Source organism: uncultured Methanobrevibacter sp., from assembly GCF_902801725.1.
GTDB lineage: Archaea > Methanobacteriota > Methanobacteria > Methanobacteriales > Methanobacteriaceae > Methanocatella.
Genome location: NZ_CADCJB010000038.1, coordinates 1 through 23,721 on the forward strand (window position 1 = coordinate 1; position 23,721 = coordinate 23,721).

Genomic DNA, 23,721 nt, shown 5'->3' on the forward strand with positions numbered 1-23,721 from the left:
AGCACTGTGTTCTGATTCTACTTTGACATATTTAGCATCAATTTTTTCATCAGCAACATATTGAGCTAAGTATTCTGAAATTGTAGTTTGTGGAGTAATTGGATAAACGGGAATAACTTGTGGTTTAGCTAATCTAACAGCTTCTGCGACTGCTTTATTTGAGGTCATTACTTCTTTTACCATCTAATCACTCTCTTCTTCTTTAATCATTTCGATTGAATCTGAAGGACATTCGTATGCGCAAATTCCACATCCTTTACAGTAATCGTAATCAATATCATGTTGTTTGTTTACACAGGAATCTGGACAGAATAAAATACAGTTGTCACAATCAATACATGATTCTTTATCTAAAACTGGTTTGAAAGTTCTCCAGCTTCCGGTTTTATTATTTTTTGTGTTTCCTGGTGTTGTTATTACACATCCTATATTTACCATAATTTCACCTAATTATCCCATGTCGTAAGCTTTTTTAGTTGCTTCCGCATTTAATTCTCCAATTTTTCCAGGGAAGGTTTCTTTAATAACTTCAAGAAGTGAATCGATACTTACAACTCCGGTTTTTTTAGCAAAGTATCCTAAGATGATTGTGTTTACAATATTACGCCCTAACATCTCAAGAGCAATGCCTGTTGCATCGATTTTGTGGACAGTGTGTTCTCCACTACCTTCAAAGGTTTTGGTGTTGATAATTACTTCAGTGTTGTCCTTAATTCCTGAAAATACATCCACTACATTTAACAATCCTTCATCTAAAACCAGTACGTAGTCAGGGTTATAGACTTGGTATCTCATTTTTATTGGCTCGTCATCAATTCTTGTGAAAGCCATAACTGGAGCTCCTCTACGTTCAACTCCAAAGAATGGGAAAGCTTGAACATATTTTCCGTCTTTAAATGCTGCCTTTGCTAAAATTTCAGCAGCAGTTACAGAACCTTGTCCGCCTCTACCATGAAAACGAATTTCAATCATTAATTCTCCTCCATATTATTTATCATGTATAATCATTATAAATTCCAAAATATATAAATTTTATGTTAAAATTTAATTTTTGAATATATTTGTTTAATGTTTTTTGTTTTAATCATTTGTTTTTAGTTTATTTTTTTAACAATACTTTTAATATTTTCAATTATTTTCTATACAATTTCAACATGTTTTTTATATATAATAGTAATTTTTAAGAAAATTTAATATATTATACATAATATATATTATATAATAAAAATTGAAGCCGGCAATAATATGAAAGTTTTAATAGTTACGGGGGAACTGGCATATCCTTTAATAAAGGATGTGGTTTCAGATTCAAAAGAGGAAATTATTGTTCACATAGTTGATAATACTCAAGTTGCAGCATTTTTAACTCCTAACATGATAATAAATGAGGTAAAAAAATGTTTTTCAGATAAATTGGACGAAATAGATATGATTTTAGTTCCTGGTTTAATTAAGAAGGGCACAAAAGAGATTACCAAGGAACTTGGAATTCCAACATTCAAGGGGTCTACTGATGGAGCGGACCTTGCAATGGTTTTGAATCTGGTTGGAAGCATAGATTTATCTGAAGACAAGCCTGCAGATAAACTCATTGAAGAAGAAAAAAGACGTGAAGCATTCAAATTCATTGAAGAATTTGAAAATGATCAAGAAAACATTAAAAGACTTCTTGAAAAGCCGAATAATATACTTATTAGAAATTTGCCTGTTGGTGAAGATTTCCCAATGAGGGTTTTATCTGAAATTGCAAATGCGCCATTTTTATCAAAGGAAGCCTTGATTAACAAGTGCCAGTACTTTGTTGATTCCGGTGCTGACATGATTGATATTGGAATGGCTGCCGGTGAAGACTTCTCTGATAAGATTCCCGAGTTGATAGATACATTGCGTCCGATTGTGGGAGACAGGCCGTTGAGTATAGATACATTGAATCCTAAAGAAATTAAAGCGGCAGCTGAACACGGTATTGATTTTGTATTAAGTCTGGATTTGGGAAACAATGCTGAAATTAAGGATTTGCTAATTGAAAAAGGCATTCCTGCAGTTTTACTTCCTACCAATTTTTCACAGGGCAAATCACCGAAATCTCCAGCTGAACGGGTTGAATCGATGCATCAGTTAATTAAAGATACTGAAGGCCTGAAATATGTTGCAGATTTGATTTTGGATCCCGTCAACAGTTCAAGCATTGTGGAATCCATTATTGCCTGCCATGAGTTTCACAAGGTCAATCCTGCGCCAATGTTTTTTGGAGTGGGCAATGTAACCGAATTGATGGATGCTGATTCTGGTGGTGTTAATGTACTTCTTGCAGGAATTGGTATGGAATTGGGTGCAAGCATTCTTTTTACTCCTGAGGAAAGTGGAAAAACAAGAGGAAGTGTTTATGAACTTGCTACAGCATCCAAAATGATGTTTCTTGCAAAAAATAGAAAATCAATTCCTAAAGACCTTGGAATCAATATGGTCGTATTTAAGGATAAGCATAAGCGAAATGACATTATTGTAAATGAACTTGATGAAATCCCTGAAGTCAAACAGTCCGAACCGTTAAAATTCGTAAGAGACAAGGCGGGAAGTTTTAAAATCACTGTAGATTATGGGACAACTGTAAGTGAAAGTCGTATTATAGCAACTCATTTTAAAAAGAACAAGGCAGATATGGTGATTATAGGCAATACTGCAAAAGAAATATATGAAGAAATTATTACAAAGGAACTGGTTACTCGAATGGAGCATGCAGCTTATTTGGGTTCCGAACTAAAAAAAGCAGAAATAGCAATGATTACCGGAAAAGATTATGTTCAGGATTTTGAATTGTTCAAAAATCCTGATGAGTTAAAAAAACAAGTTTAGTCAAAGTCTGTTGGATCATAGGTTCCTTCAGATTGTCCTGCTTGAGGTGCAGCATCGCCTGTGTCACTTGAATCGGATTGTGCCACGCCAGTATCTTGTGAATCGCTGCTTGGTTCATCACTTGGAGCAGTCATTCCAACATCACGGCTGGAACTCGGTGAATCTGATGAGCCTGATGAATCTGAAGATTCAGTTGTTGTGTTGGCAGTTATATTTTTTGTTACATTTTTGTGGGTGATGTTTGTAGTGTTAACCTGAGGGTCTTTGTTAAGGTGTATGCCTGACCCTGTAACAAGTATTCCCGCGCCAGCAACAATAATTATGAGTACGACTAATGCAACAATAATTATATTTTCACGTTCCATACTTAACCTCCATTTATGTTGTCTATATACTATTTAATATTTCATATTTTATAAAATAGTTACATAAAGTTTATATTATCTTATAATTAAACCTTATTTATAATTAAAATTCAATGAAGGTTTCACATTGCAAGTTGAAAATATTACTATAAAGGATATTGACAAGAGTCTTTTAGACGAAGAATATGTTTCTAATGATGAAATTTCAACAACACTCTATTTGGCATTGTTTCTTCAAAAACCAATGCTTATTGAAGGTCCTCCTGGGGTGGGCAAGACAGAACTTGCTAAAGTAATCGCCAAGACATTTGATAGGGATTTTTTTAGGATACAGTGTTATGAAGGAATTACATTTGAACAAATTGTTGGTGAATGGAATTATCAAAAGCAGTTATTACACTTGGAAGCCGCTAAAAATGATTCAAATGGTGAAGATAAAATTTTTGATGAAGAATTTTTCATAAGAAGGCCTTTACTTAATGCATTTTTGAATAAAAGGGATTCAGTATTGTTGATAGATGAAATCGATAAGGCTGATGAAGAAGTGGAAAGCTTTTTGCTTCAGGCGTTGGGTGAACAGGAAATTACTATCAACGATTTGGGAACATTCCAATTGGAAAATGATTTGATTGTTGTATTGACATCAAACTCCCAAAGATCATTGCTTGATGAAACTAAAGACAGATGTCTATTCTTATATATTCCATACCCTACTGTCGAAAGGGAAATTGAAATTGTCAAATCCAAAATACCTGATGCGGATGATGAAGTGGTATCGACTGTCGTGAAGTTAGTCCACAATATACGTAATCTCAATTTGATGAAGAAACCTTCTGTAAGGGGTACTGTAGACTGGGTAAAGTCCGTCTCCAATTTAGGTACAAAAAACATGGACAAATCTTTAAAAGACAGTATTGGTGTAGCCATTAAAAATGAAAGCGATAAAAAAAGAGTTGTAAAAGACGTTTTAGACAAACGATAAAATGATTAATAAAATTGCAAACTTATCTAATCAACTCAGAAATCAGGGATTGCCTGTAAGTATCAGAAGCACTCAAGCTGCTGTCCGGATTTATCAGGATTTCGGAGATGATGACCGGTTATTATTAAAGAGAGCTCTGATGGCAGTTTATGTTAAGGACAAATATGACATTCCAAAATTCAACAAGGTCTTTGATGAAATCTTCAAAAAAGAGGATAAAAAAGAAAATTTAAAAGAAGACAAGCGTGGAACTGCATATAGAGGATCAGGTCCCAAGTCCAACAAATATATCATTAAAAAGAATAATGATGCATATGCAAAATTAAACAAGGAAAAAATGGACAATGAAAAGCTTAAAATGTTGTCCGGTCAGCCTCTTCTTCAGGAAGTTAAAGAGCTGGAGCGTGATGGGGAGTTAATGAACAAGGACTTGACTAAGCTCAACAGATTTGATCCCCGCATGCTTGAAATTTGCCAGAGATTGGGTAAGAGAATTGCAAACAAACGTTCAAGAAGGAAAGTTCAAACGAACTCTCACAAAATAGATATACGACGTACCATAAGGGCGAATTTGAAATACGGTGGAGTTCCGTTTGAGCTTGTACAGGCAAAGCCTAGGCCTCATAAAAATGAGCATCTCTTCCTCAATGACATCAGCGGGTCATGCGAATGGATCAGCAGCTGGTTTTTCATGCTGATGTTTTCTGCACAGACTGCCTTCAAGAAATCAAGGACATTTGAATTTGACAATAAGGTAATAGAAACCACCCATGCTCTGAAGGAGGAGTACCTGTTGGATTCATTCATTAAAGTTAAGGATATGCGCGTCAAGAACATGATGGTTCATGGAACTTCAGACATGTATTCAGCATTCAAACAGTTTCAGGAAAAGGCTAAAATCAATAACAAGTCCTATGTAATTATCCTGTCAGACTGCAGAGACTGGTCCGGTCCAAAAGTAAATGGAAAACCTGCAAGTGCGGAAGTTCTTGAAGAAATCGTAAGGGATTCCAAAAAGGTAATAATATTGAATCCTGAAGACAGGAATAAATGGGATGTGGTGGACAGTTGCGTTTCATTGTATGAAGATGCTGGGGCGCAAGTTTTCGAGGTAAACACTTTAAACCAATTGGCTCATTTTGTAGAGCAGATGTAGGAAGTATAAAATGAAATGTAGTAAATGCGGCAATCCAAAGGTTATATTTAAAAGAGAACAATCAGGCCAGCTCCTTTGCAAGGATTGCTTTATAGAATCAATTGAAAAGAAAGTTATCAAAACCGTTAGAAAAGAAAAGCTATTGGATAAAGGAGATAAGGTTCTGGTCGCCCTTTCAGGTGGAAAGGATAGTGTAACCACATTGGAAATTCTTAATAGCTTTCGCAGGATGAATGTAATAGATATTTGTGCCGTAACAGTGGATGAAGGTATTGACAATTATCGCCAGGAAGGTGTTGACATTGCAATACGGCATGCCGAAAGGCTTGGAATTGAGCATAAGGTAGTTTCACTAAAGGATGAATACGGGATTACTTTGGATGAAATAATGCAGAGGGAAAACCATAAGGGATCCTGCACATACTGCGGAGTTTTCAGAAGAACAATCATCAATAAGGCAGCCCGTGAAATGGGAGCTACTAAAATTGCCACAGGCCACAATCTGGATGATGAAGTTCAGGCAATCATGATGAATTATCTTGAAGGAAATACTGATAATTTAACAAAATTAGGTGCCAAAACTGAATCCAAAGCAAAAGAATTCACTGTTAAAATAAAACCTCTTCGAGAAATTCCTGAACGTGAAATCGGTTTGTATGTTGTTGCCAAAGAATTGGAAGTTCATTTTGACAGCTGTCCCTACGCGATGCAGTCATTCAGGGGCGAAGTTTCAGAAGTTATCAATCAATTGGCAGAAAAGCACCCTACACTCAAATATTCTACATTAAGGGGATACGATAAAATCAAGGGGATATTGAAAAAGGAACTCACAAAAGACTATTCGCATGGAAGATGTGAAAGATGTGGTGAACCTTCAGCAAACAAATTATGCAAAGCATGTTCATTTTTAAAAGAATTAGGTTGTGATTAAATGTCATTCGTACTAAAATATAAAAGTCTAGAAGAAGAAAAGGAAATTCCTCACGAAAATTATACAATAAAAGATGTTTTAAACGAGTTAGAATTATCTGCACAGACTATAGTGTCTAAACAAAACGGAGAACTGGTTATTGAAGATACTGTAATTAATGATGATGATGAAATTCAACTGGTTCAAATTATCTATGGGGGTTAATTTTGAAGATAAGTTATGAATGTGGGCCTTGCTTTTTAAGGCAAGCCCGTGAAGCTATGGATTTGTCCTGTGATGATGATATGCTTAAAATCGAAATAATGAATGATATTTTTGATTTTTTGGCAGACAACTTTTCCAAGGACACCAATTCAAATAAAACCGGTTCGATAATGCATAATATTATTAAAAGCAAAACTGGCTGTGAAGATCCGTACTTCAAGGAAAAAATAGAAAGCAATGAAATAGCCATGAAGTATCTGCCTGTCGTAAAAGAGATACTTGACGAAAATGACAGTCTGGAAAATTATGTAAAGATAGCCATCATTGGAAACATATTGGACTTTGGAGCCTTCACATTGGATGATGATATCGATGCAATAATTAAAGACTCTCTTAATGATGATTTGGCGGTTAAACACATCAATGAGTTTGAAAACTCACTTAAAAAGCATGATCGTGTCTTATATCTTGTAGACAATACTGGTGAGATAGTCTTTGATAAACTTCTGATGAACAAAATCAAAGAATATGGTGTCGATATTGTGATTGCTGTTAAATCTGAACCAATTTTGAATGATGCCTGCATGAAAGAGGCTCTTGAAGCGGGTCTTGATGAATTAGGTGAAATTGTTGAAATAGGTGCCGGAACGGTAGGATATGTTGACAGTGAAATTTCAGATGAGTTTCGGGAAATATTCAACTCTCATGAATTCATAATTTCCAAAGGAATGGGTAATTATGAAGGTTTAACTGAAATTGATTTGTCAGATAAGGATATTTACTTTTTGCTATGTGCTAAATGCAATACCATTGCCAATGACATTGGTGTTAACTTAAGAGACATGCTTCTTTTAAATAAATAAAGTGGTCTTATGATAATAGGTTTAATTGGATTTGGAAAAGTATGTCAAAATCTTTTTAAATTAATCAGATCCGAAGATATTCAATTTGTCACATCCGCAGAAAAAAGGTCACGATATACGATTGATGCAATCGCAAAATCAGGCATTGATATCTTTCCCACATTTAAGGATGTGGCAATTCGCGCTGATATTTTAGTTTCAGCCACTTCTCCTTCAAAATCCGTTGAAGTAGCCAAACAATACGGAAAATATTCAAATGGAATATACTTGGATTTGAATAACATTTCTCCACAGACCACCTTTGAAATAGATAATCATGTATCCAATTTGATTGATGGTTCAATCATTGGCAAAATAGATTCAAAGAATCCTACAATCTACATTTCCGGTAAAAATGCAGATGAACTCTTGTTTTTAAATGAATTTATTAATGTTAAAGTTTTAAGCGACAGAATAGGGGATGCATCTATTTTAAAGTTGCTTCGAAGCAGCTATACGAAAACCCTCACGGCGCTTTTAATCGAAAGTTATCAGATAGCCCAAAATTATGAATTGGAAAATGAATTTTTTGAGGTAATCTCCTTAACTGAGGGTGATGATTTTAAAGAAAGGTCAATTTCCAGAATTGAAAATACATTGAAAAGCTCAAAAAGAAAAAGCGAAGAGCTGAATGAAATTATTGATTGCTTTGACAAAAACGATTTGATAATGGTCAGGGCGGCTTTGGAAAAATTCAGCCAACTGTAACTGCAACTTTAAATCCTTTTTTTGACTGTTTTATTATTCCAGTAACTGGAATGAAATGAGAGTCCATCACATATCTTAAATAGGTTACTTCCCGCGCAGGCAGTCTTAAATTTGTTTTAATCTTTTTGCCTTCACTTTTGAACTGAACAGATATTTTTCCTTTTTTATCAACATACAAGTCAGTATTGATTCCTTCTTTGGTAATCTTTGTTTCGAATTTAGTCAGATTCAGTCCGGCTTCCAGCATCAATGGAGCATCAACTTCAATTCTTTTACTTCTGAATTCTTCATTGGCTTGTCTTGCAGAAATGCCTTCATCTCCTCTGCTTGCAACATACCATGCTCTGTCAATAACTCTTTGAACTTTCTGGTTATCTGGGATTACTCCTTCAGCTTCATAGCTTTTCATCAGTTCCATCACTTCCCGTTTTGTCACATTCATTTCGATGGAGCTGATTGCCAGTCGGGTCATTACTGGCCCGTAATCAGACCTTCTAAAGGCAGCCCAAATTGATTCGGGATCTCTATAAACTCTTCTTTTTATAATTTCGTTAATGGTTTTTCCGTTAAGGTAAGCTATTTTTTCGAGATTTCCTCGGGAGTAGGTATTCATTCTTTTGTAGATGTCATCCCAATTTCGCTCACCGGGTATATTTCCCAATGCGATTTCTCTTTCAAGAATTTCTGAAGTGGTCTTTGGAAGCAATTTATAAACGTTTGATGGTATTGTCATGGCATTATCAATTATTGACTGTCTTATTAATCTTCCGGAGAATTCTGATTTATTCAATTCCTGAACAACATGGAATTTTAATTTGGAACCTAAAAATTCATTCAGGGCATACCATCTGATTTCATTTCTGTTGGTGTAATGCTTCGGCATTCCAACAAAATTTCCTTCATCAATAAATTTTTGTGCCTTTGACTTTATTTCATCAAGGCTGATGCTTGCTGAAGTGATGTAATCAGTCACGCCATCATCAATCATTTGTTTAAGTCGTATTGGCACGCTATATGATAAAATTAATCTGTGGTGCAGGCCTTCAAATGACCGGACTTCATCGGCTCCCGAAGCTAATGCCATTTCACGCCTTGCTTCAAAGTCAACAAAAAATGGAGCGTGATTTGCACTGAAACCCTTATTCAGGTAAACGACTACTTTTTTATCTTCCTTTTCTGCAATTTTGCGAGCTTCTTTGATTAATTTTTCATGACCCTTATGTACTGGGTCAAAATCTGCACTAATTCCAATCAATATAAACACCAAAAAAAAGAAATAAATCGGATAGCTTTTAGCCATCCATTAATTTTAAGACACCACTAATCACCAGCCACAGTCCGATTAATGAGCCTAGAATAATAGGATTTGTAACGTATGTTCCTATAATAATGTATAATAAACCGAGAACTACTCCTGCTATTCCAATATAAAATCCAAATCTGGAGCTGCGATTGTTGACTAATGAAACAAGTCCGACAATTATTAACAGTATTCCTGCAAGATATATTGTTATTTCAGCGAAAACCCCAAATGTTGACGGATTGTATATTAAAAAGATACTTAAAATCAACAGTACCGTACCTAAAAACAGGTCTAATATTGCTCCGCTTTTATTGTAATCAATTATGCTTACTCCAACAACAAGCAAATAAATTGATATTAGTAATATGGATAAACTAATTAAAGGAGTAACTCCAATAAATCCCATTACGGGGAATATGATGATTATTAATCCAAAAAGAATAGCAAGTAAACTAATAAATTTAGATTTCATTTTTTCCTCCTAATAACGTATTTGATATTTAATTATATTAATATATCTTTGTTTCTATCATTTTATAAAAGATTGAATTTCTCTTTTACTGTTTATTATTTTAGGTGTGAAGACGAATTCCAATAGCATAATAGATATTACTTTTCTTCTTTTTTCTTTTTAACTAAATCTTTTATTTCAGCAAATTGTCGATTAACATATTCATTTACTATTGAAACAGCCAAAGTGGCCGTACCTACGCCTGATAATATGAAACCGCTCCAAGCCAATATCAACGAATTAATTTTACCTATTATGTTTTTTCCTGAAGCATCAAAGCTGTTGCTTGTGAATGCATTGGACACCATGGTTATGGAGTCCATAGGAGAAACGTTTTCAACAACGATGGTGAATAAAAAACTAATCAGTATTATTGAAAATAACAATATTATGGTTATTCCCAATCCGTTATTTTCAGTATATTCAACAAATTTGCGGAAGTAAACTTTAATGAAATACAAATATCCAATAATATGGGTTAAATCCAATAAACCAACAATGCTATCTCCAAACAGTATTCCAGTTATGGAACCGAACGGAATTAATAGGAATAATAACACTTTATCTTTTGGAGAATCTTTGTCCATTTTAAGAGCAAGATATAGGGAAATAACAATATCTAAAAGATATACAAAATAAAAACCTTCGTCCCAATCAAAGGTCAGATATAAGCAAATCATGATAATGACCAATATCACCATCAAATAAAAAACCTGCTTTAATAAGAATACTTCTTCAGAAGGAAAATATTCTTGAGGATTTGAAAGCTTTGACTTTTTAAAACGAGCCATTAATCTGCCTTTAGTAACAATATATTTGGCAATATATGCTAAAGCAGCGAAAATTCCCATTGCAACCAATATTTGGAAAATAGAAATAAATATCCATTCAAAGCCCATTATCCTTCCTCTCCTTCTTCAATCAATTTTTTCAATTCTTCAAATTCCTTTTTGAAATGCCTAATTAAAAGTGCGGCCGTTAATGTTGCAGCACCTACTCCGGAAAGAATATATCCTCCCCAAACAAGCAATAGACTGTTGAGTTTACCAGAAACAGTATTACCAAAAGCAGAATATCCATTACCTGTAAATTGATTGGAAACAATTACAAGGGAATCCAATGCATTAGCACCTTCAGCATACTGTGTTATGAAAAAACCTGCGAAAATTACTGCAAATAACAATATTATAGTTAATCCCAAAGCGTTTGAATTAGTATATTCTACAAATTTATCGAGATTGAGTTTTGCGATATATATAAAGATGAAAGCATGAAGAAAATCTGCAAAAATTACTAAACTAAGGCCAAATAATGGATAAACTAACGATCCATATGGAATCAATAACAACCAGACAACTCTATTTTTCCAAGAACTCATATCTAATGTGATTGCAAAATATAGTGAAAGTGCAATGTCAAATATTGCAAAATAATATATGTCACTTTGTGACCCCACAAGTGAATAGAAAATATTCACAACACATAATGCCATTAAAATCAAATAAAAAACCTGTATTAAAGTATGAACTTCATCTTCAGGCAATAATTTATTGATATTTAGGGTGTTTCCATACTTATTTTTTAATTTATGATATACGACTTTGCCTAAAATGGTTAAAACTAGAAAGATAATAATTACCACGGATAATTGAAACAAAGTGCGAGCAAATATTTCCATAGGTTCACCAATTAACTTTTATATCGCTAATCATTATTAATATTTTAGGAATTGAAAAATTAAATAAGTATTTAATAACCATTAAGATAAATATTATATGTCTTTAATAAAGATGTTATATTAAAAATATTTAAGAAGATGACCGAAACTGCAACATTTCAAATGATTTAATTTTACTTTTTCAGCATTTAACATAGCTGACGATGTAATTGAAAAAATGTTGTTTGTGTAGGAAGGCAATAACCATGTTTCATTATTGAATGGTTATTGGCAATAAATATTTTAGGTGGTTTAAAATGGAATATGAAATAAAAGGCGGTTCTTTTCCTATTGTAATATGTACTTTACAAAAGGGAGAAGTAATGAAAAATGAAACAGGTGCAATGGCATTCATGACATCAGGCATGAATATGGAGACCAATACTGGTGGAGGCTTATTGAAAGGACTTGGAAGAGCATTGTCTGGAGATACTCTATTTTTAAATTTCTTTACTGCAGAATCAGACGGGGAGCAAATTGGATTTTCAGCATGCACTCCTGGAAAAATCATGCCTATAAAATTGGATGGATCAAATACAATCATCGGTCAGAAAAATGCCTTTTTAGCAGCTGAAGAAAGTGTCGATGTTGACATTCACTTTAGAGATAAGCTTGGATCTGGAATATTTGGTGGTGAAGGTTTTATCCTTCAAAAATTCACTGGAAACGGTATGGTATTTTTAGAAATTGATGGGGAAGTCATTGAAAAAGACTTGGCACCGGGAGAAAAATTATTAGTTGACCCCGGCCATATTGCAGCAATGGAAGAAAGCGTTGACTTTGACATTGAAAGAGTTAAGGGAGCTAAAAACGTATTATTTGGTGAAGGATTGTTCTTCTCAAAATTAACCGGGCCTGGCAAAGTATGGATTCAAACAATGCCTATATCCAAATTGGCCGAATCATTAATTCCTTTCTTACCTGAACCTAGGGAATAATAATTGAAAAGAGTTTATTTTTAAAATAAACTTTTTTTTAATCTTTTTTTTTAAAATCAGACTCCTAAATTTGAGTTAATTTTTGTATCGCTTAAAAACTTAATGGGTTTTTCATTAAAAAAATTTAGATAAACATTTTTCGATAAAAAAGAAAAAAAGAAAAAAAAGATTGGTTTGATTATGCTTCTGAGTATAATAAACCAATAGCTCTATTGTAGAAGAATACAAAGTAAACTGAAAAAATACCTAATAAAATACTACCAATGGTATTATTCATATTAGTAATAAATGCAATGATAACTGCAATTATTAATAAGATAATGAAAATAACAATAACAGTTGCAATGATTTTTCCAAATCCTACTCTGGAAATATCTCCAATAGCTTCTCCAATAGCTAAAGCATCACCTAAACTGTCGGTTTTTGCTAATCTACATTTAGCCATAAAGTTGGCCAAAGCAAATACTATGACTAAGATTATGCTGATTATGGTAAGTATCCAATCTCTAAGGAAAAGACCTAAAATGAAAATAATAATTGCAGGAATAACGTAATATACAATGCTAACAATAATTAATTTAACTGCATTTGAGATTTGTCTTCCAAGGTCTATTCCAGGACCTTCAGCTCTTCTTTCAATACCATATTTTATAATGTCTAAACCATATCCCTCAATTAGGAACAGTACAAGAATAAAAACAATAATTCCAACAATACTCAATCCGCTAAAAGCAAATCCTGCAAAACCTTTTGTAGAGAATGAAGCTGCAAGTGTTACTATAGCTACTCCTCCGATAATTCCAGCGATTATGCCTAAAACTATGTATAAAAGTAGTGCTTTAATATTTTTAAATGGATATGCTATTGCATCTCCTATTATATCTCCTACACCCATGTTTATCACCTTTTTTTTTAATTTTTAAAATTGAAACTCATTTGAGTAATACTATTTTTATTTATAAGTTAATATAAATGTTATGGTAAAATTTTGTTTTGTTTTGAGATTAAAATGAAAATATTTGTTTGTTGTATAAGTAAGTCTGAATTTTTTTAAGAATTTGCTATGGGGGTCATGTTATAAAGGGGAATGAGAAGACTCTGTTCTTATTATTTTGACATTCATTGAAGTTAATTTCAAAAAATTATGATTTTGCATTTTAATGTTTAATCTCCTCCTTATAGTCAAATATAAGTATGCCATTTCTTTTCAGGAATGGTTTTCAAGAGTAAAATCTGAATATATTGGTATTATGATGAGGTTTCATTGACTGAGCTACTGTTAGCAGAATGGTTACTAAAATAAATAGAATCAATAACTGCATCAGACTGTTTAATTTTACATTCATTTTTTTTCACAAAAACCGGATTATGATTATAATGAATATTATATGTAATTTATTACTTTTTGTTAATGAATTGTATTTTGTAATGGTTAAAGTTTGAATATCTTTTTTTAAATCAAACCATAATATAAAGATTTAAATAACTATTTTTCATAAATTTATTCATAGTGATGATTATGAAAGTTTTAAAAATTATGATTGTCATGCTTGTTTTAATCATGTCGGTAGGTGTTGTCTGTGCAGCAGAAAACATTACTGATGATATTGTGGGTGATGACAGTCAGGATATTTTGGAGAGTACACAAGAAGATGTCGTTGCTGTGGGCGATTCACCACGGTCATTTTCTCAATTAAATGAAGAGATAACAAATGCGACAGGAAACTATTTGGAATTGAATACTAACTATAAATTCAACAGTTCCTCTGATAATGAGAAGGGAGTCGTTATTAGAAATGACAATTTCGTTCTTGACGGTAAAGGACATATAATTGACGCAGATAATCAGTCAAGGGCTTTTGTTATTTTAGGAACTAATGTAACCGTTAATAACCTTACAATAATCAATGCAAACTCTCAGGCGGGTAGTGCATTCATTATTCCATCAGGTTCACTAACAACAAATTATGTAAACATTGATAAGTGTGTAGCCACTCGGGGTGTAGTTTGTGCAGAAGATGGTCCAAGCTATACTAATAACTACGGTAAAATCACGGATTCAACTACTGCTAGCTTTGGAGTAGTCTATATAGCCAATTCCACTGCAACTTTCAATAACGTATTCATGAGCAGTTCTAAAGAATTGGTATGGGGATTTGTCTATGGTAGGCTTGGTGCTACCATCGCTGTTCTAAACTCCGTATTTGCAAATACAAGATCCCAGTATTCTACTGCAATAATGTCAGACAAATCAACAATTATCAAGAATTCAAAATTCATCAACTTATATGCCAACTTTACTGCAGGTGCTGTTGCAATAAAAGGAATACGGGAAAATGCAGTGATTGAAAATTGTACATTTGTAAATGTTTCCTCTTCAAAAAATGGAGGAGCATTATTTATTGATACCTATGAGGATACTGGGTTTAAACCTGTATCAATTATCAATTCCACTTTTACAGATTGTAATTCTGGATTTGGTGGAGCCATAATGGCATTAGGGGGTAATATTACCATAGAAGATTGTAATTTTACAAATAATGTTGTATTATTCGATGGTGGTGCAATATATACATCTTATTCAATCATGACTATTTCAAATTCAATATTCGATGAAAATGGTGGATTTGGATCTGTAGTCGGACGTGATTCTTACGGTGGTGCAATTTATGGTGATGCCTGTGAATTAAATTTATATAATTCAAAGTTAATCAACAACTTTGCGCAATCAGGTTCAGCAATATACTTGTATGATTCTGATTATGATATTGAAAGCAATGTATTTGACAATAATTCTGATCTAAATGGCACTTATATGGATATTTATACTGCATTTGAAAAGACATTCTACACCTTAAATAATAACACTTACAGTAGAGATAATTCTACAAGTTTGAACAATGAACTCTATGAAACAATCGTTGACATTCCTGGAGTGCAAATAGAATTAATAAATAATACAATTGATGTTGCCACACTCCCTTCTAAATTTGATTTACGTGAATGGGGTTGGGTTACCCCCGTCAAAAGCCAGGGAAATATGCTGTCATGTTGGGCGTTTGCAACTGCAGGTGCACTAGAATCTTCAATATTAAGATATTTAGGAATTCCAATGAGTCTTTCAGAAAACAACATACAGGATATGGGACTACAATACTCCAGATACGGTTTAAACGGCATGACTGAAGCCGGAGCCATAGTTGTCGGTAGTGGTTATGCATTGGGTTGGTTTGGTGTATTTGCATCCGATTATGATGTATATGACCAACTTGGAAAAGTTTCACCAATAATCGCACCAACTTCAGCCATTCATATCCAAGACCTAATCATCATACCTCCACGTAAAAATTCAACAGACAATGACCTGTTAAAAGAGGCTATTTTAAAATATGGTGCAGTAGGAATTGCTTATTACGGTACAAATGTCCTTCCGTATGTCAATGGATCTTCACAATATGTTCCAGATAATATTGGTCCAAACCATGGAGTTGCACTTATCGGATGGGATGACAACTATCCTAAAGAAAACTTCTATATCACACCGCCTAGTGACGGTGCATGGATTATCAAAAACAGTTGGGGAGAAACCGTTGGAGACAATGGATATTACTATATTTCCTATTATGATACCACATTTGCAACTGCGATGGAATCATATGCATTTATACTCAACAACACTGTCCCATATAATAAAAATTACCAAGTAAATGTTATGGGCGCATTAGGCTTTTTAGACGTTTCAAACGAATACAAGAACATCTATGAAGCATTTGATGATGATTTGATTGCAGGTGTTGGAACATACTTCAATCAAAGTGGTGCAGAATACACGGTCGAAATCTATGTCAATGATGTTTTAAGACACACACAAAGCGGTATTTCCCCATATTATGGATTCCATACCATCCAACTGGACACATTTGTTCCGGTTAAAAAAGGAGATATCTTTACTGTTAAAATCAAATCAAACAATGGTCCAGTGCATGTCCAATCAAGATTACATTATCCTGCAAACACATCATTCTACTTACAAGATGGTGAATGGAAGGATGCATCTTTGGAAAGTCAGGTCTGCGTTATAAAGGCATATACTGTTGCTGATGACAGTAAAATAATCAACAATAAGAATATTGCTGTTGATTATGGCGGTGGAAAATACTTTTCAGTTAAAGTTGTAACTGCTGACGGCCATGCAGTCGGTGCAGGTGCAAAAGTCACCTTCACAATCAACAAAAAGACATAACAACCAATAAAAATGGAATAGCAAAAATAAAAATAACAGACATTCCTAAAAAGTACCCAATAATAACCAAATACAATGGTAAATCCTACAAAAACGTTGTAACTGTAAAACATGTACTTAAGGCTACAAAAGCAGTCATTAAAAAGACAGCCAAGAAAGTTACCTTGAAAGCAAGACTCAAAATCAATGGTAAATGGGTCAAAAACAAATGGATAACATTCAGGTTCAACGGCAAAAACTACAAAGCAAAAACCAACGCTCTGGGAATTCTATTGGAGTAACATACGCAAAAGACACAATAAAAACAACTGTTAAAGTTAAGTAGATAATCCCTATCTACTTTTCACTTATTTTTTTTTACAATTTATTAGTTCATTCATTTTCTTTCAAACAATTCAGAGTAATTCTCATTTAAACCTCTCAAAATTAAATAAGCATACTTATATATCAAATTTTCACATACATTTAATTGTGATAATTTATGAAAGCTTTAAAAATTTTGATGGTCATGCTTATTTTAATCATGTCGGTAGGAGCTGTCTGTGCAGCAGAAAACATCGCCGACGATGCAATAGGCAATGACAGCAATGAAATAGTGGAAACGGTTCCGGAGGATATCATAACTGATGACAGTACTGATATTCTTAAAACTACTCAGAATGACATCTACACAGCAGGTGAGGATTCATTCACCAACCTGACTGATGAAATAAATAGTAAAGATGTTGTGGATTTAACCCATGACTACAAATTCAACAATGAAACCGATGACAGCAACGGAATTGTTATTGGGAAGGATAATTTTGTCCTTAACGGTAACGGCCACACAATTGACGGAAACAACCAATCAAGAATATACAACCAATCAAGAATATTTGCAATTGGTGGAAAAAACGTCACATTAAGCAACTTAATTTTAATCAACGGAAATGCGGATAATGGTGGAGCAGTATGGGTAGAAGGAACAGTAACACTGAACAATGTCACTTTCATCAACAACTACGCAACCCAGGGAGGAGCCGTAGCACTTTTATTTGATGAGGTTTTAAACATTAACAATTCAAAATTCACTGATAATCGTGGAAATGTCGGCCAATCAATATATGTTGAAAAGGGCAAATTAAACATCTACAACACAGAATTCACTTCAAGCATGCCTTCCAAACGTAGCCAAATTGTTTTCAAAGAGGCTGAAGGTCATGTTGACAATGCAACATTTGCAAATATCGTTTCAAACTATACCCCAGCAATACACATGGAAAAATCAAAAGCCCTTACAATACTCAATTCCAAATTTATTAATCTGACTGCAAACATCTCATCAGGTGCGATGGGCGTTAAAAGTGGTGGTGTACTATACATCAGGAATTGTGAATTCATCAACGTCACTTCTGCTAAAAATGCGGGAGCTATTCTTGCAGATATTACTGGAGATAATAACTTCCGAGGTAATGTAACAATACTCGATACAGTATTCAGAGACACTTCTTCCGGATTTGGCGGTGCTTATATCCAATTCGGCGGAAAACTCATCATAAACAATACAGAATTCACAAACTGTCATGCTACCTACAATGGCGGATCAGTTTACATCTCATATGTCGATTATGCTGAAGTCAATAACTGTAATTTCACTTCAAACGGTGTTAGCATTATTGAAGGATATCCTACTTACGGTGGTGCAATGGTCATTGACATATCTAAAATAAGTATAAACAACTCCAGATTCATCAACAACACTGCAAGTGCCGGAAGTGCAATCTATGCTTATGATGCATCATATGACATTAGAAATTCACTGTTTGAAAACAATACAAACCCGATTTATACTTTCTTTGATGTGGAATCAAATATTGACACAAGCAATACTTTCAACAATGATAAAAATGTCTCAACCAACAATACATTCTATGCAACATTCCAAGTTGGACAAGGACTGCAGTTAACATTACTCAACAATACAATCAATGTTACTGCCCTTCCAGCAAGATATGACTCACGTGACTGGGGATGGGTTTCACCAATCAGAAATCAGGGATCAATGGGTGCCTGCTGGACATTCGGAATGACCGGCACACTGGAATCAGCACTATTGAAAGCAACAGGCCTTGCAACTGACCTTTCAGAAAACAACATGCAGGATACTATGCTGAAATATTCAATTTACGGATGCCCTCAATTTATGGAAGGAGGAGCAAACATTGTTTCCACAGGTTATCTCTTGAGCTGGCTTGGAGCATTTATACAGGATGCTGATACATATGATGAGCTAGGAAAGCTTTCACCATTAATTACAACCCAAAAGGACATCCATGTTCAGGATCTTATGTTCATACCTAACAACGAAATACCAAACGGCACACAGCTCAAATGGGCAATCCTGAAATACGGTTCTATAGATGTAAATTACAATGGACAATCCACATATGATGAAGTGACTCCTTATTACAGGCCTGACACTCATTCACAGTATGTGAATGTGACTATTCCACCGAACCATGCTGTTTCAGTTGTCGGATGGGATGACAACTATCCAAAAGAGAATTTCGGAATTGAACCTCCTGGTGACGGTGCATGGATTGTCAAAAACAGCTGGGGAACTGACTTTGGAGAAAACGGATTCCTGTATGTTTCATATTATGACAAATCTTTCTTGCAGTATGATGGTGCAATATTTAAATATGCCACTGCAATAATAATTGAAAATACAGTCCCATATAATAAGAACTATCAGTATGACCTATTCTGGGGTCAAGAGTTCAAAACAGGCAATTCAACAGCAAGTTATATGAATGTATTTGAGGCTTTAGATGATGATTTGATTGCAGCAGTTGGAACAATCTTCAACCAAAGCGGCATCAGCTATAAAGTCGAAATTTTTGTTAATGATGAGTTAAAACTAACTCAGGAAGGATTATCTCCATATCTTGGTTATCATACCATCAAATTAAATGAGTACATACCAGTTAAAAAAGGAGATGTCTTCAAAGCAGTGATTACCTCAAATGGTGTTCCATTCATTGGTCTTTCTGATACCAGAACACATTATACTGAAAACATTTCATTTGTCAGTTTTGACGGACAGCCTTGGCAAGATGCTTATGACTTAGGTTATATTGCATGTCTAAAAGTATACACAGTTGCTGATGACAGTAAAATCATCAACAATAAAAACATTAGCGTTTATTATGGCAACGGATCCTACTTCACCGTTCATGTCGTAACCGCTGATGGTCATGCTGTAGGCGAAGGAGCAGTCGTTAACATCACAATCAATGGAAAAACAACATCCACCATAACTGATGCTGGTGGAATAGCTAAAATTAAAATAACAAACGTTCCAGGAACTTACGAAGTAACAACCTCTTACAACGGTGAAACCTATAAAAACAATGTTGCCGTGAAACTGAACCTAAAAACATGTAAAATAATCGGAAATAAAAACATTGCTGTCGATTACTTGGGCGGAAAATACTTCCGCGTAAAAGTGGTTTCAGCTGACGGCAAAGTAGCAGCAGTAGGTGTAACAGTCAAGTTCACAATCAATGGAAGAACCGTGACTGCCAAAACCAACAGGTACGGAATTGCACAAGTTAAGATAACCGACGCCCCTAAAAAATACGTGATTACAACCACTTTCAACGGCAAATCCATTAAAAACACCGTCACTGTAAGACACATCATCAAGACCACTAAAGTGACTGTCAAAAAGGCCGCTAAGGCATTTACATTAAGAGCATCTATTAAAATCAACGGCAAGGTTCAAAAAGGAAAAACAATAACATTCAAGTTCAACGGCAAGACCTACAAGGTCAAAACCAACAAAAAAGGTATTGCACAAAAGACATTGGACAAGAAAGTCATCAAAAAACTCAAAAAAGGTAAAACATACACAGTCAAGGTGACCTACCTCAAGGACACAATAAAGACAACAGTCAAGGTAAAATAGGTGAAACAAATGAAAAAAATCATACTGGGAGTATTGCTGGTGCTGCTCTTCTCCATTGGTGCGGCCTACGCCAGCGACGCCAACGACACAATCGGCACTGAAGACCAGCAAATCCTTGCTGACTCGCCGAAGACATTCACAGAACTGGAAATTGACATCAATGCATCAGACGACACCTTTGATGTCCAGAACAACTACACATTCAACAGCGAAAGCGATAAGGGATATGTTGAAATCAGCAAAAGCGATTTTACAATAAACGGAAACAACCATGTAATTGATGGAAACAGGCAATCAGGAATATTCAACATAACCGGAAACAATGTAACAATTAACAATCTGATTTTTAAGAACGGAAAATCCGAAATTGGAGGAATCATAGACTCCACCGGTGAGGTGACATTGAGAAATGTCACATTCATCGCCAATAACATGACATTCCTCAGTGACCATATTATATATAAGGGTGGAGCCATAGCAAATTATGGCGGAAAGATCAACTGCTATGATTCCCGGTTCATTGACAATCACGCAGAATCGGGTTCGGCCATTTTCATCCAGAATGGGGAGTTGAATGTAAAAAACACCAACTTCACATCATCCATATCTAACAAATACGGTCAGATTTGGGTAAAGGAGTCCTCGGCCACTATCGATGGGGCTAACTTCATAAACATATCCGCCATCTATTCTCCTGCCATATCCTTCGAAAAATGCGAAGATATTGTAATAACCAATTCAAGATTCATCAATTTAAGCGCCGAGATGTCTGCAGGAGCGTTTGGCTTGAAAAATAAAGGCAACCTTTACATGAGGGGTTGCAAGTTCATCAACACCAAATCCTCCAAAAATGCGGGGGCCATAATGATGGATTATGAAGTCGAGGATTGCAATGTCACAATTCTTGATTGCAGCTTTGTCAATTCATCGGCCATGATTGGCGGAGCATATGTTCAATTGTGGGGTAAACTGTTCATGAACAATTCAAAACTGCAGGGCATCCTATGAAGGAGGGGCAGTTTATCTTTCATTCACTGAAAGCAGCATCTACAATTGTACATTCACTTCCAATGCGGCATCCCTATCAGAGGATGATACAGCCTATGGCGGCGCAATATTCTGTGACATAGGCACCATGGAGCTGACCAATTCCAGTTTCATAAACAACTCTGCATATCTTGGAAATGCAGTATATGCCTGCGATTCGAAGTATGACATCACAAACTGCACATTCGCCAACAACACCAATGCGATATACACTGATTTTGATGGTGATGAAGTCAATTTGGATGGCAATGATTACGGCGATGACAGCGTTATCACCAATCAGACCTACTCATATCAGACATTCATCGATTCCGTTGCACAGGAGTGGATATCCCTTGACAATACCATAAACGTTGAAACTCTTCCATCCCGCTTCGATTTGCGAGATTGGGGATGGGTAACTCCAGTCAAGCATCAGGGACATTTGGGTGCCTGCTGGACATTCGCAGTGATGAATGTAGTGGAATCCGCAATGTTGAAGAAATATGGGGTGAGCCTTAACCTTTCAGAATCAAACCTGATTCATACCATGTTGAAATATTCTCCTAATGGCTTTAAAGTAGCCGAGGAAGGAGGAAATAATGTAATGTCCATTTCATATATTGTGGACTGGTTTGACCCTTATGATGAGGTCGGAAAGCTTTCACAGTTCCTGCCGAGTTCGGATATCATCCACATTCAGGACATGATTTTGGTTCCTAATGATGAGCCAGGAACTTCCAAAATGAAAGAGGCAATCCTTAAATACGGTGCATTGGTTGCAGGTTATCATGTGAATCCATATAAGCCATACTACAATCCTAAAACTTTCGCAAATTATGTCAATGAAAGCTTAACTTCAAACCATGAAATCTCAGTAGTCGGATGGGATGATGATTTTTCTGCAGACAATTTCCTCATTAAGCCGGATGGCGATGGGGCATGGATAGTCAAGAACAGCTGGGGAACCGGTTGGGGTGAAGAAGGGTTCTTTTACATTTCATATTATGACAAGTCATTTTTAGGAGATTCGAATGTTTTCAGTCATGCCGCTGCAGTAATACTTGAAAATGATGTGGCCTACACCAAGAATTACCAACACGACTTCTCATGGTCAGGCCAGTTTGTAGATTACACTGAGCAATATGGAGTCAATGGCACCATGATTTATGCCAATCAGTTTGAAGCAGCTGCTGATGATTTGATTGCAGGTGTGGGAACCTACTTCAATCAAAGCGGTGTAAATTACACTGTGGAGATATATGTAAACGAAGAGTTGAAATTGATCCAGAATGGAGTGTCCCCATTTTACGGATTCCATACCATCAAGCTGAACGAATATGTTTCAGTTAAAAAAGGGGATGTGTTCAAGGCAGTCATTACTTCAAACGCAGTGCCTGTTGTGAATTTGAAATATTCCAGAACGCATTATGGTGAAAATCTCTCCTTCCTATATTACGGAGGCAAATGGAACGACATGTATAAAGATGAATGTATTGCCTGCCTGAAGGTCTTTACAGTCAATGACACAAGCAAAATCATCAACAATCGTGACATTTCAGTTGACTACGGAGGGGAGTCCTACTTCAGCGTCAATGTAGTGACTGGCGATGGCCACGCAGTTGTGGGTGCCGCTGTCAAGTTCACAATCAACGGCAAAACAACAACCGCTTTCAGCGATGATGACGGAATCGCCAAAGTCAGGATAACTGATGTTCCGGGCACTTATGAAGTGACAACCGAATGCAACGGCCAGGCCTGCAGTAACAAGGTAACCGTAAATCTTAATGCTAACACCTGCAAGATCACACAAAACAAAAACATTAAAGTGGACTATGACGGAGGAAAATACTTCTCAGTCAAAATAGTCTCACAAGACGGTAAAGTGGCTGCTTCCGGAGTTAGCGTCAAATTCACAATCAACGGAAAA

20 protein-coding genes and 1 pseudogene are annotated in these 23,721 nt (G+C 35.2%); 12 read left to right on the forward strand and 9 right to left on the reverse strand.

Annotated elements, in window-relative coordinates; translation table 11 throughout:
- The 3 genes and pseudogenes from porA to porC form a co-directional block, all read right to left on the reverse strand.
- Positions 1–183 (reverse strand): annotated as a pseudogene (porA, locus tag QZV68_RS08335) (pyruvate ferredoxin oxidoreductase); the annotation flags it as partial.
- The gene (gene porD, locus QZV68_RS08340; RefSeq protein ID WP_296880473.1) at positions 184–438 is read right to left on the reverse strand and encodes a pyruvate synthase subunit PorD; all 255 of its coding nucleotides are present in this window, start codon (positions 436–438) and stop codon (positions 184–186) included.
- Between the two features lie 12 nt (positions 439–450).
- Positions 451–972, reverse strand: a complete 522-nt coding sequence (porC, locus tag QZV68_RS08345) for a pyruvate synthase subunit PorC (protein WP_296880475.1) — start codon at positions 970–972, stop codon at positions 451–453.
- A gap of 273 nt (positions 973–1,245) precedes the next feature.
- Between porC and QZV68_RS08350 the strand changes: the two genes are divergently transcribed.
- Positions 1,246–2,856 (forward strand): dihydropteroate synthase-like protein, encoded by a 1,611-nt coding sequence (locus QZV68_RS08350; RefSeq protein WP_296880476.1) that lies wholly within the window; start codon positions 1,246–1,248, stop codon positions 2,854–2,856.
- Here the strand turns inward: QZV68_RS08350 and QZV68_RS08355 are convergent.
- Positions 2,853–3,221, reverse strand: coding sequence for a hypothetical protein (locus QZV68_RS08355; RefSeq protein ID WP_296880477.1), 369 nt, complete (start codon positions 3,219–3,221; stop codon positions 2,853–2,855). The two genes, QZV68_RS08350 and QZV68_RS08355, sit on opposite strands and share 4 nt — an antisense overlap.
- A 127-nt stretch (positions 3,222–3,348) precedes the next feature.
- Between QZV68_RS08355 and QZV68_RS08360 the strand changes: the two genes are divergently transcribed.
- The 6 genes from QZV68_RS08360 to QZV68_RS08385 are packed head-to-tail and all read left to right on the forward strand — an operon-like array spanning position 3,349 to position 8,104.
- The gene (locus QZV68_RS08360; protein WP_296880478.1) at positions 3,349–4,203 is read left to right on the forward strand and encodes a MoxR family ATPase; all 855 of its coding nucleotides are present in this window, start codon (positions 3,349–3,351) and stop codon (positions 4,201–4,203) included.
- A 1-nt stretch (position 4,204) separates the two neighbouring features.
- Entirely contained in the window at positions 4,205–5,359 is a 1,155-nt protein-coding gene (locus QZV68_RS08365; protein WP_296880479.1) for a VWA domain-containing protein, read from the forward strand.
- A gap of 10 nt (positions 5,360–5,369) precedes the next feature.
- Positions 5,370–6,290, forward strand: coding sequence for a TIGR00269 family protein (locus QZV68_RS08370; RefSeq protein ID WP_296880480.1), 921 nt, complete (start codon positions 5,370–5,372; stop codon positions 6,288–6,290).
- A complete protein-coding gene (locus QZV68_RS08375; RefSeq protein ID WP_296880481.1) occupies positions 6,291–6,494 on the forward strand; it encodes a MoaD/ThiS family protein in 204 nt (67 codons plus the stop codon).
- A 2-nt stretch (positions 6,495–6,496) separates the two neighbouring features.
- Entirely contained in the window at positions 6,497–7,357 is an 861-nt protein-coding gene (locus tag QZV68_RS08380; protein ID WP_296880482.1) for a DUF89 domain-containing protein, read from the forward strand.
- 9 nt (positions 7,358–7,366) lie between these two features.
- A complete protein-coding gene (locus QZV68_RS08385) occupies positions 7,367–8,104 on the forward strand; it encodes an NAD(P)-binding domain-containing protein (protein WP_296880483.1) in 738 nt (245 codons plus the stop codon).
- Here QZV68_RS08385 and QZV68_RS08390 read toward each other — a convergent pair.
- The 4 genes from QZV68_RS08390 to QZV68_RS08405 form a co-directional block, all read right to left on the reverse strand.
- Positions 8,091–9,368: a nucleotidyltransferase family protein gene (locus tag QZV68_RS08390; protein WP_296880500.1), complete on the reverse strand. Its 1,278-nt coding sequence runs from the start codon at positions 9,366–9,368 to the stop codon at positions 8,091–8,093. The two genes, QZV68_RS08385 and QZV68_RS08390, sit on opposite strands and share 14 nt — an antisense overlap.
- 28 nt (positions 9,369–9,396) lie before the next feature.
- The gene (locus QZV68_RS08395; RefSeq protein WP_296880484.1) at positions 9,397–9,879 is read right to left on the reverse strand and encodes a DUF308 domain-containing protein; all 483 of its coding nucleotides are present in this window, start codon (positions 9,877–9,879) and stop codon (positions 9,397–9,399) included.
- A gap of 137 nt (positions 9,880–10,016) precedes the next feature.
- Positions 10,017–10,817: a hypothetical protein gene (locus QZV68_RS08400; protein ID WP_296880485.1), complete on the reverse strand. Its 801-nt coding sequence runs from the start codon at positions 10,815–10,817 to the stop codon at positions 10,017–10,019.
- Complete coding sequence (locus QZV68_RS08405; RefSeq protein ID WP_296880487.1) at positions 10,817–11,596, reverse strand: hypothetical protein; 780 nt, start codon at positions 11,594–11,596, stop codon at positions 10,817–10,819. The genes QZV68_RS08400 and QZV68_RS08405 overlap by 1 nt, the downstream gene beginning before the upstream one ends.
- Positions 11,597–11,892: 296 nt before the next feature.
- On the opposite strand from QZV68_RS08405, the gene QZV68_RS08410 reads away from it, so the two are divergent.
- Positions 11,893–12,573 (forward strand): TIGR00266 family protein, encoded by a 681-nt coding sequence (locus QZV68_RS08410; RefSeq protein WP_296880489.1) that lies wholly within the window; start codon positions 11,893–11,895, stop codon positions 12,571–12,573.
- Positions 12,574–12,751: 178 nt separating this feature from the next.
- On the opposite strand, the gene QZV68_RS08415 is transcribed toward QZV68_RS08410, so the two are convergent.
- Entirely contained in the window at positions 12,752–13,468 is a 717-nt protein-coding gene (locus tag QZV68_RS08415; RefSeq protein WP_296880491.1) for a DUF4013 domain-containing protein, read from the reverse strand.
- 624 nt (positions 13,469–14,092) lie between these two features.
- Between QZV68_RS08415 and QZV68_RS08420 the strand changes: the two genes are divergently transcribed.
- The 4 genes from QZV68_RS08420 to QZV68_RS08435 all read left to right on the forward strand — a co-directional run.
- Positions 14,093–16,816, forward strand: coding sequence for a C1 family peptidase (locus QZV68_RS08420; protein WP_296880493.1), 2,724 nt, complete (start codon positions 14,093–14,095; stop codon positions 16,814–16,816).
- Positions 16,817–17,297: 481 nt separating this feature from the next.
- Complete coding sequence (locus QZV68_RS08425) at positions 17,298–20,765, forward strand: C1 family peptidase (protein ID WP_296880494.1); 3,468 nt, start codon at positions 17,298–17,300, stop codon at positions 20,763–20,765.
- A 9-nt stretch (positions 20,766–20,774) separates the two neighbouring features.
- Positions 20,775–21,773: a hypothetical protein gene (locus QZV68_RS08430; protein ID WP_296880496.1), complete on the forward strand. Its 999-nt coding sequence runs from the start codon at positions 20,775–20,777 to the stop codon at positions 21,771–21,773.
- A gap of 127 nt (positions 21,774–21,900) precedes the next feature.
- The coding region (locus QZV68_RS08435) for a C1 family peptidase (protein ID WP_296880498.1) at positions 21,901–23,721 on the forward strand (1,821 nt) is incomplete at its 3' end.

Bases quoted from the DNA above. Each gene is read 5' to 3' on its own strand.
- QZV68_RS08405 (WP_296880487.1), bottom strand. From the start codon at position 11,596: ATGGAAATATTTGCTCGCACTTTGTTTCAATTATCCGTGGTAATTATT.
- QZV68_RS08350 (WP_296880476.1), top strand. From the start codon at position 1,246: ATGAAAGTTTTAATAGTTACGGGGGAACTGGCATATCCTTTAATAAAG.
- QZV68_RS08395 (WP_296880484.1), bottom strand. From the start codon at position 9,879: ATGAAATCTAAATTTATTAGTTTACTTGCTATTCTTTTTGGATTAATA.
- QZV68_RS08375 (WP_296880481.1), top strand. From the start codon at position 6,291: ATGTCATTCGTACTAAAATATAAAAGTCTAGAAGAAGAAAAGGAAATT.
- QZV68_RS08430 (WP_296880496.1), top strand. From the start codon at position 20,775: ATGAAAAAAATCATACTGGGAGTATTGCTGGTGCTGCTCTTCTCCATT.
- QZV68_RS08385 (WP_296880483.1), top strand. From the start codon at position 7,367: ATGATAATAGGTTTAATTGGATTTGGAAAAGTATGTCAAAATCTTTTT.
- QZV68_RS08425 (WP_296880494.1), top strand. From the start codon at position 17,298: ATGAAAGCTTTAAAAATTTTGATGGTCATGCTTATTTTAATCATGTCG.
- QZV68_RS08400 (WP_296880485.1), bottom strand. From the start codon at position 10,817: ATGGGCTTTGAATGGATATTTATTTCTATTTTCCAAATATTGGTTGCA.
- porD (WP_296880473.1), bottom strand. From the start codon at position 438: ATGGTAAATATAGGATGTGTAATAACAACACCAGGAAACACAAAAAAT.
- QZV68_RS08415 (WP_296880491.1), bottom strand. From the start codon at position 13,468: ATGGGTGTAGGAGATATAATAGGAGATGCAATAGCATATCCATTTAAA.
- porC (WP_296880475.1), bottom strand. From the start codon at position 972: ATGATTGAAATTCGTTTTCATGGTAGAGGCGGACAAGGTTCTGTAACT.
- QZV68_RS08365 (WP_296880479.1), top strand. From the start codon at position 4,205: ATGATTAATAAAATTGCAAACTTATCTAATCAACTCAGAAATCAGGGA.
- QZV68_RS08420 (WP_296880493.1), top strand. From the start codon at position 14,093: ATGAAAGTTTTAAAAATTATGATTGTCATGCTTGTTTTAATCATGTCG.
- QZV68_RS08370 (WP_296880480.1), top strand. From the start codon at position 5,370: ATGAAATGTAGTAAATGCGGCAATCCAAAGGTTATATTTAAAAGAGAA.
- QZV68_RS08410 (WP_296880489.1), top strand. From the start codon at position 11,893: ATGGAATATGAAATAAAAGGCGGTTCTTTTCCTATTGTAATATGTACT.
- QZV68_RS08355 (WP_296880477.1), bottom strand. From the start codon at position 3,221: ATGGAACGTGAAAATATAATTATTGTTGCATTAGTCGTACTCATAATT.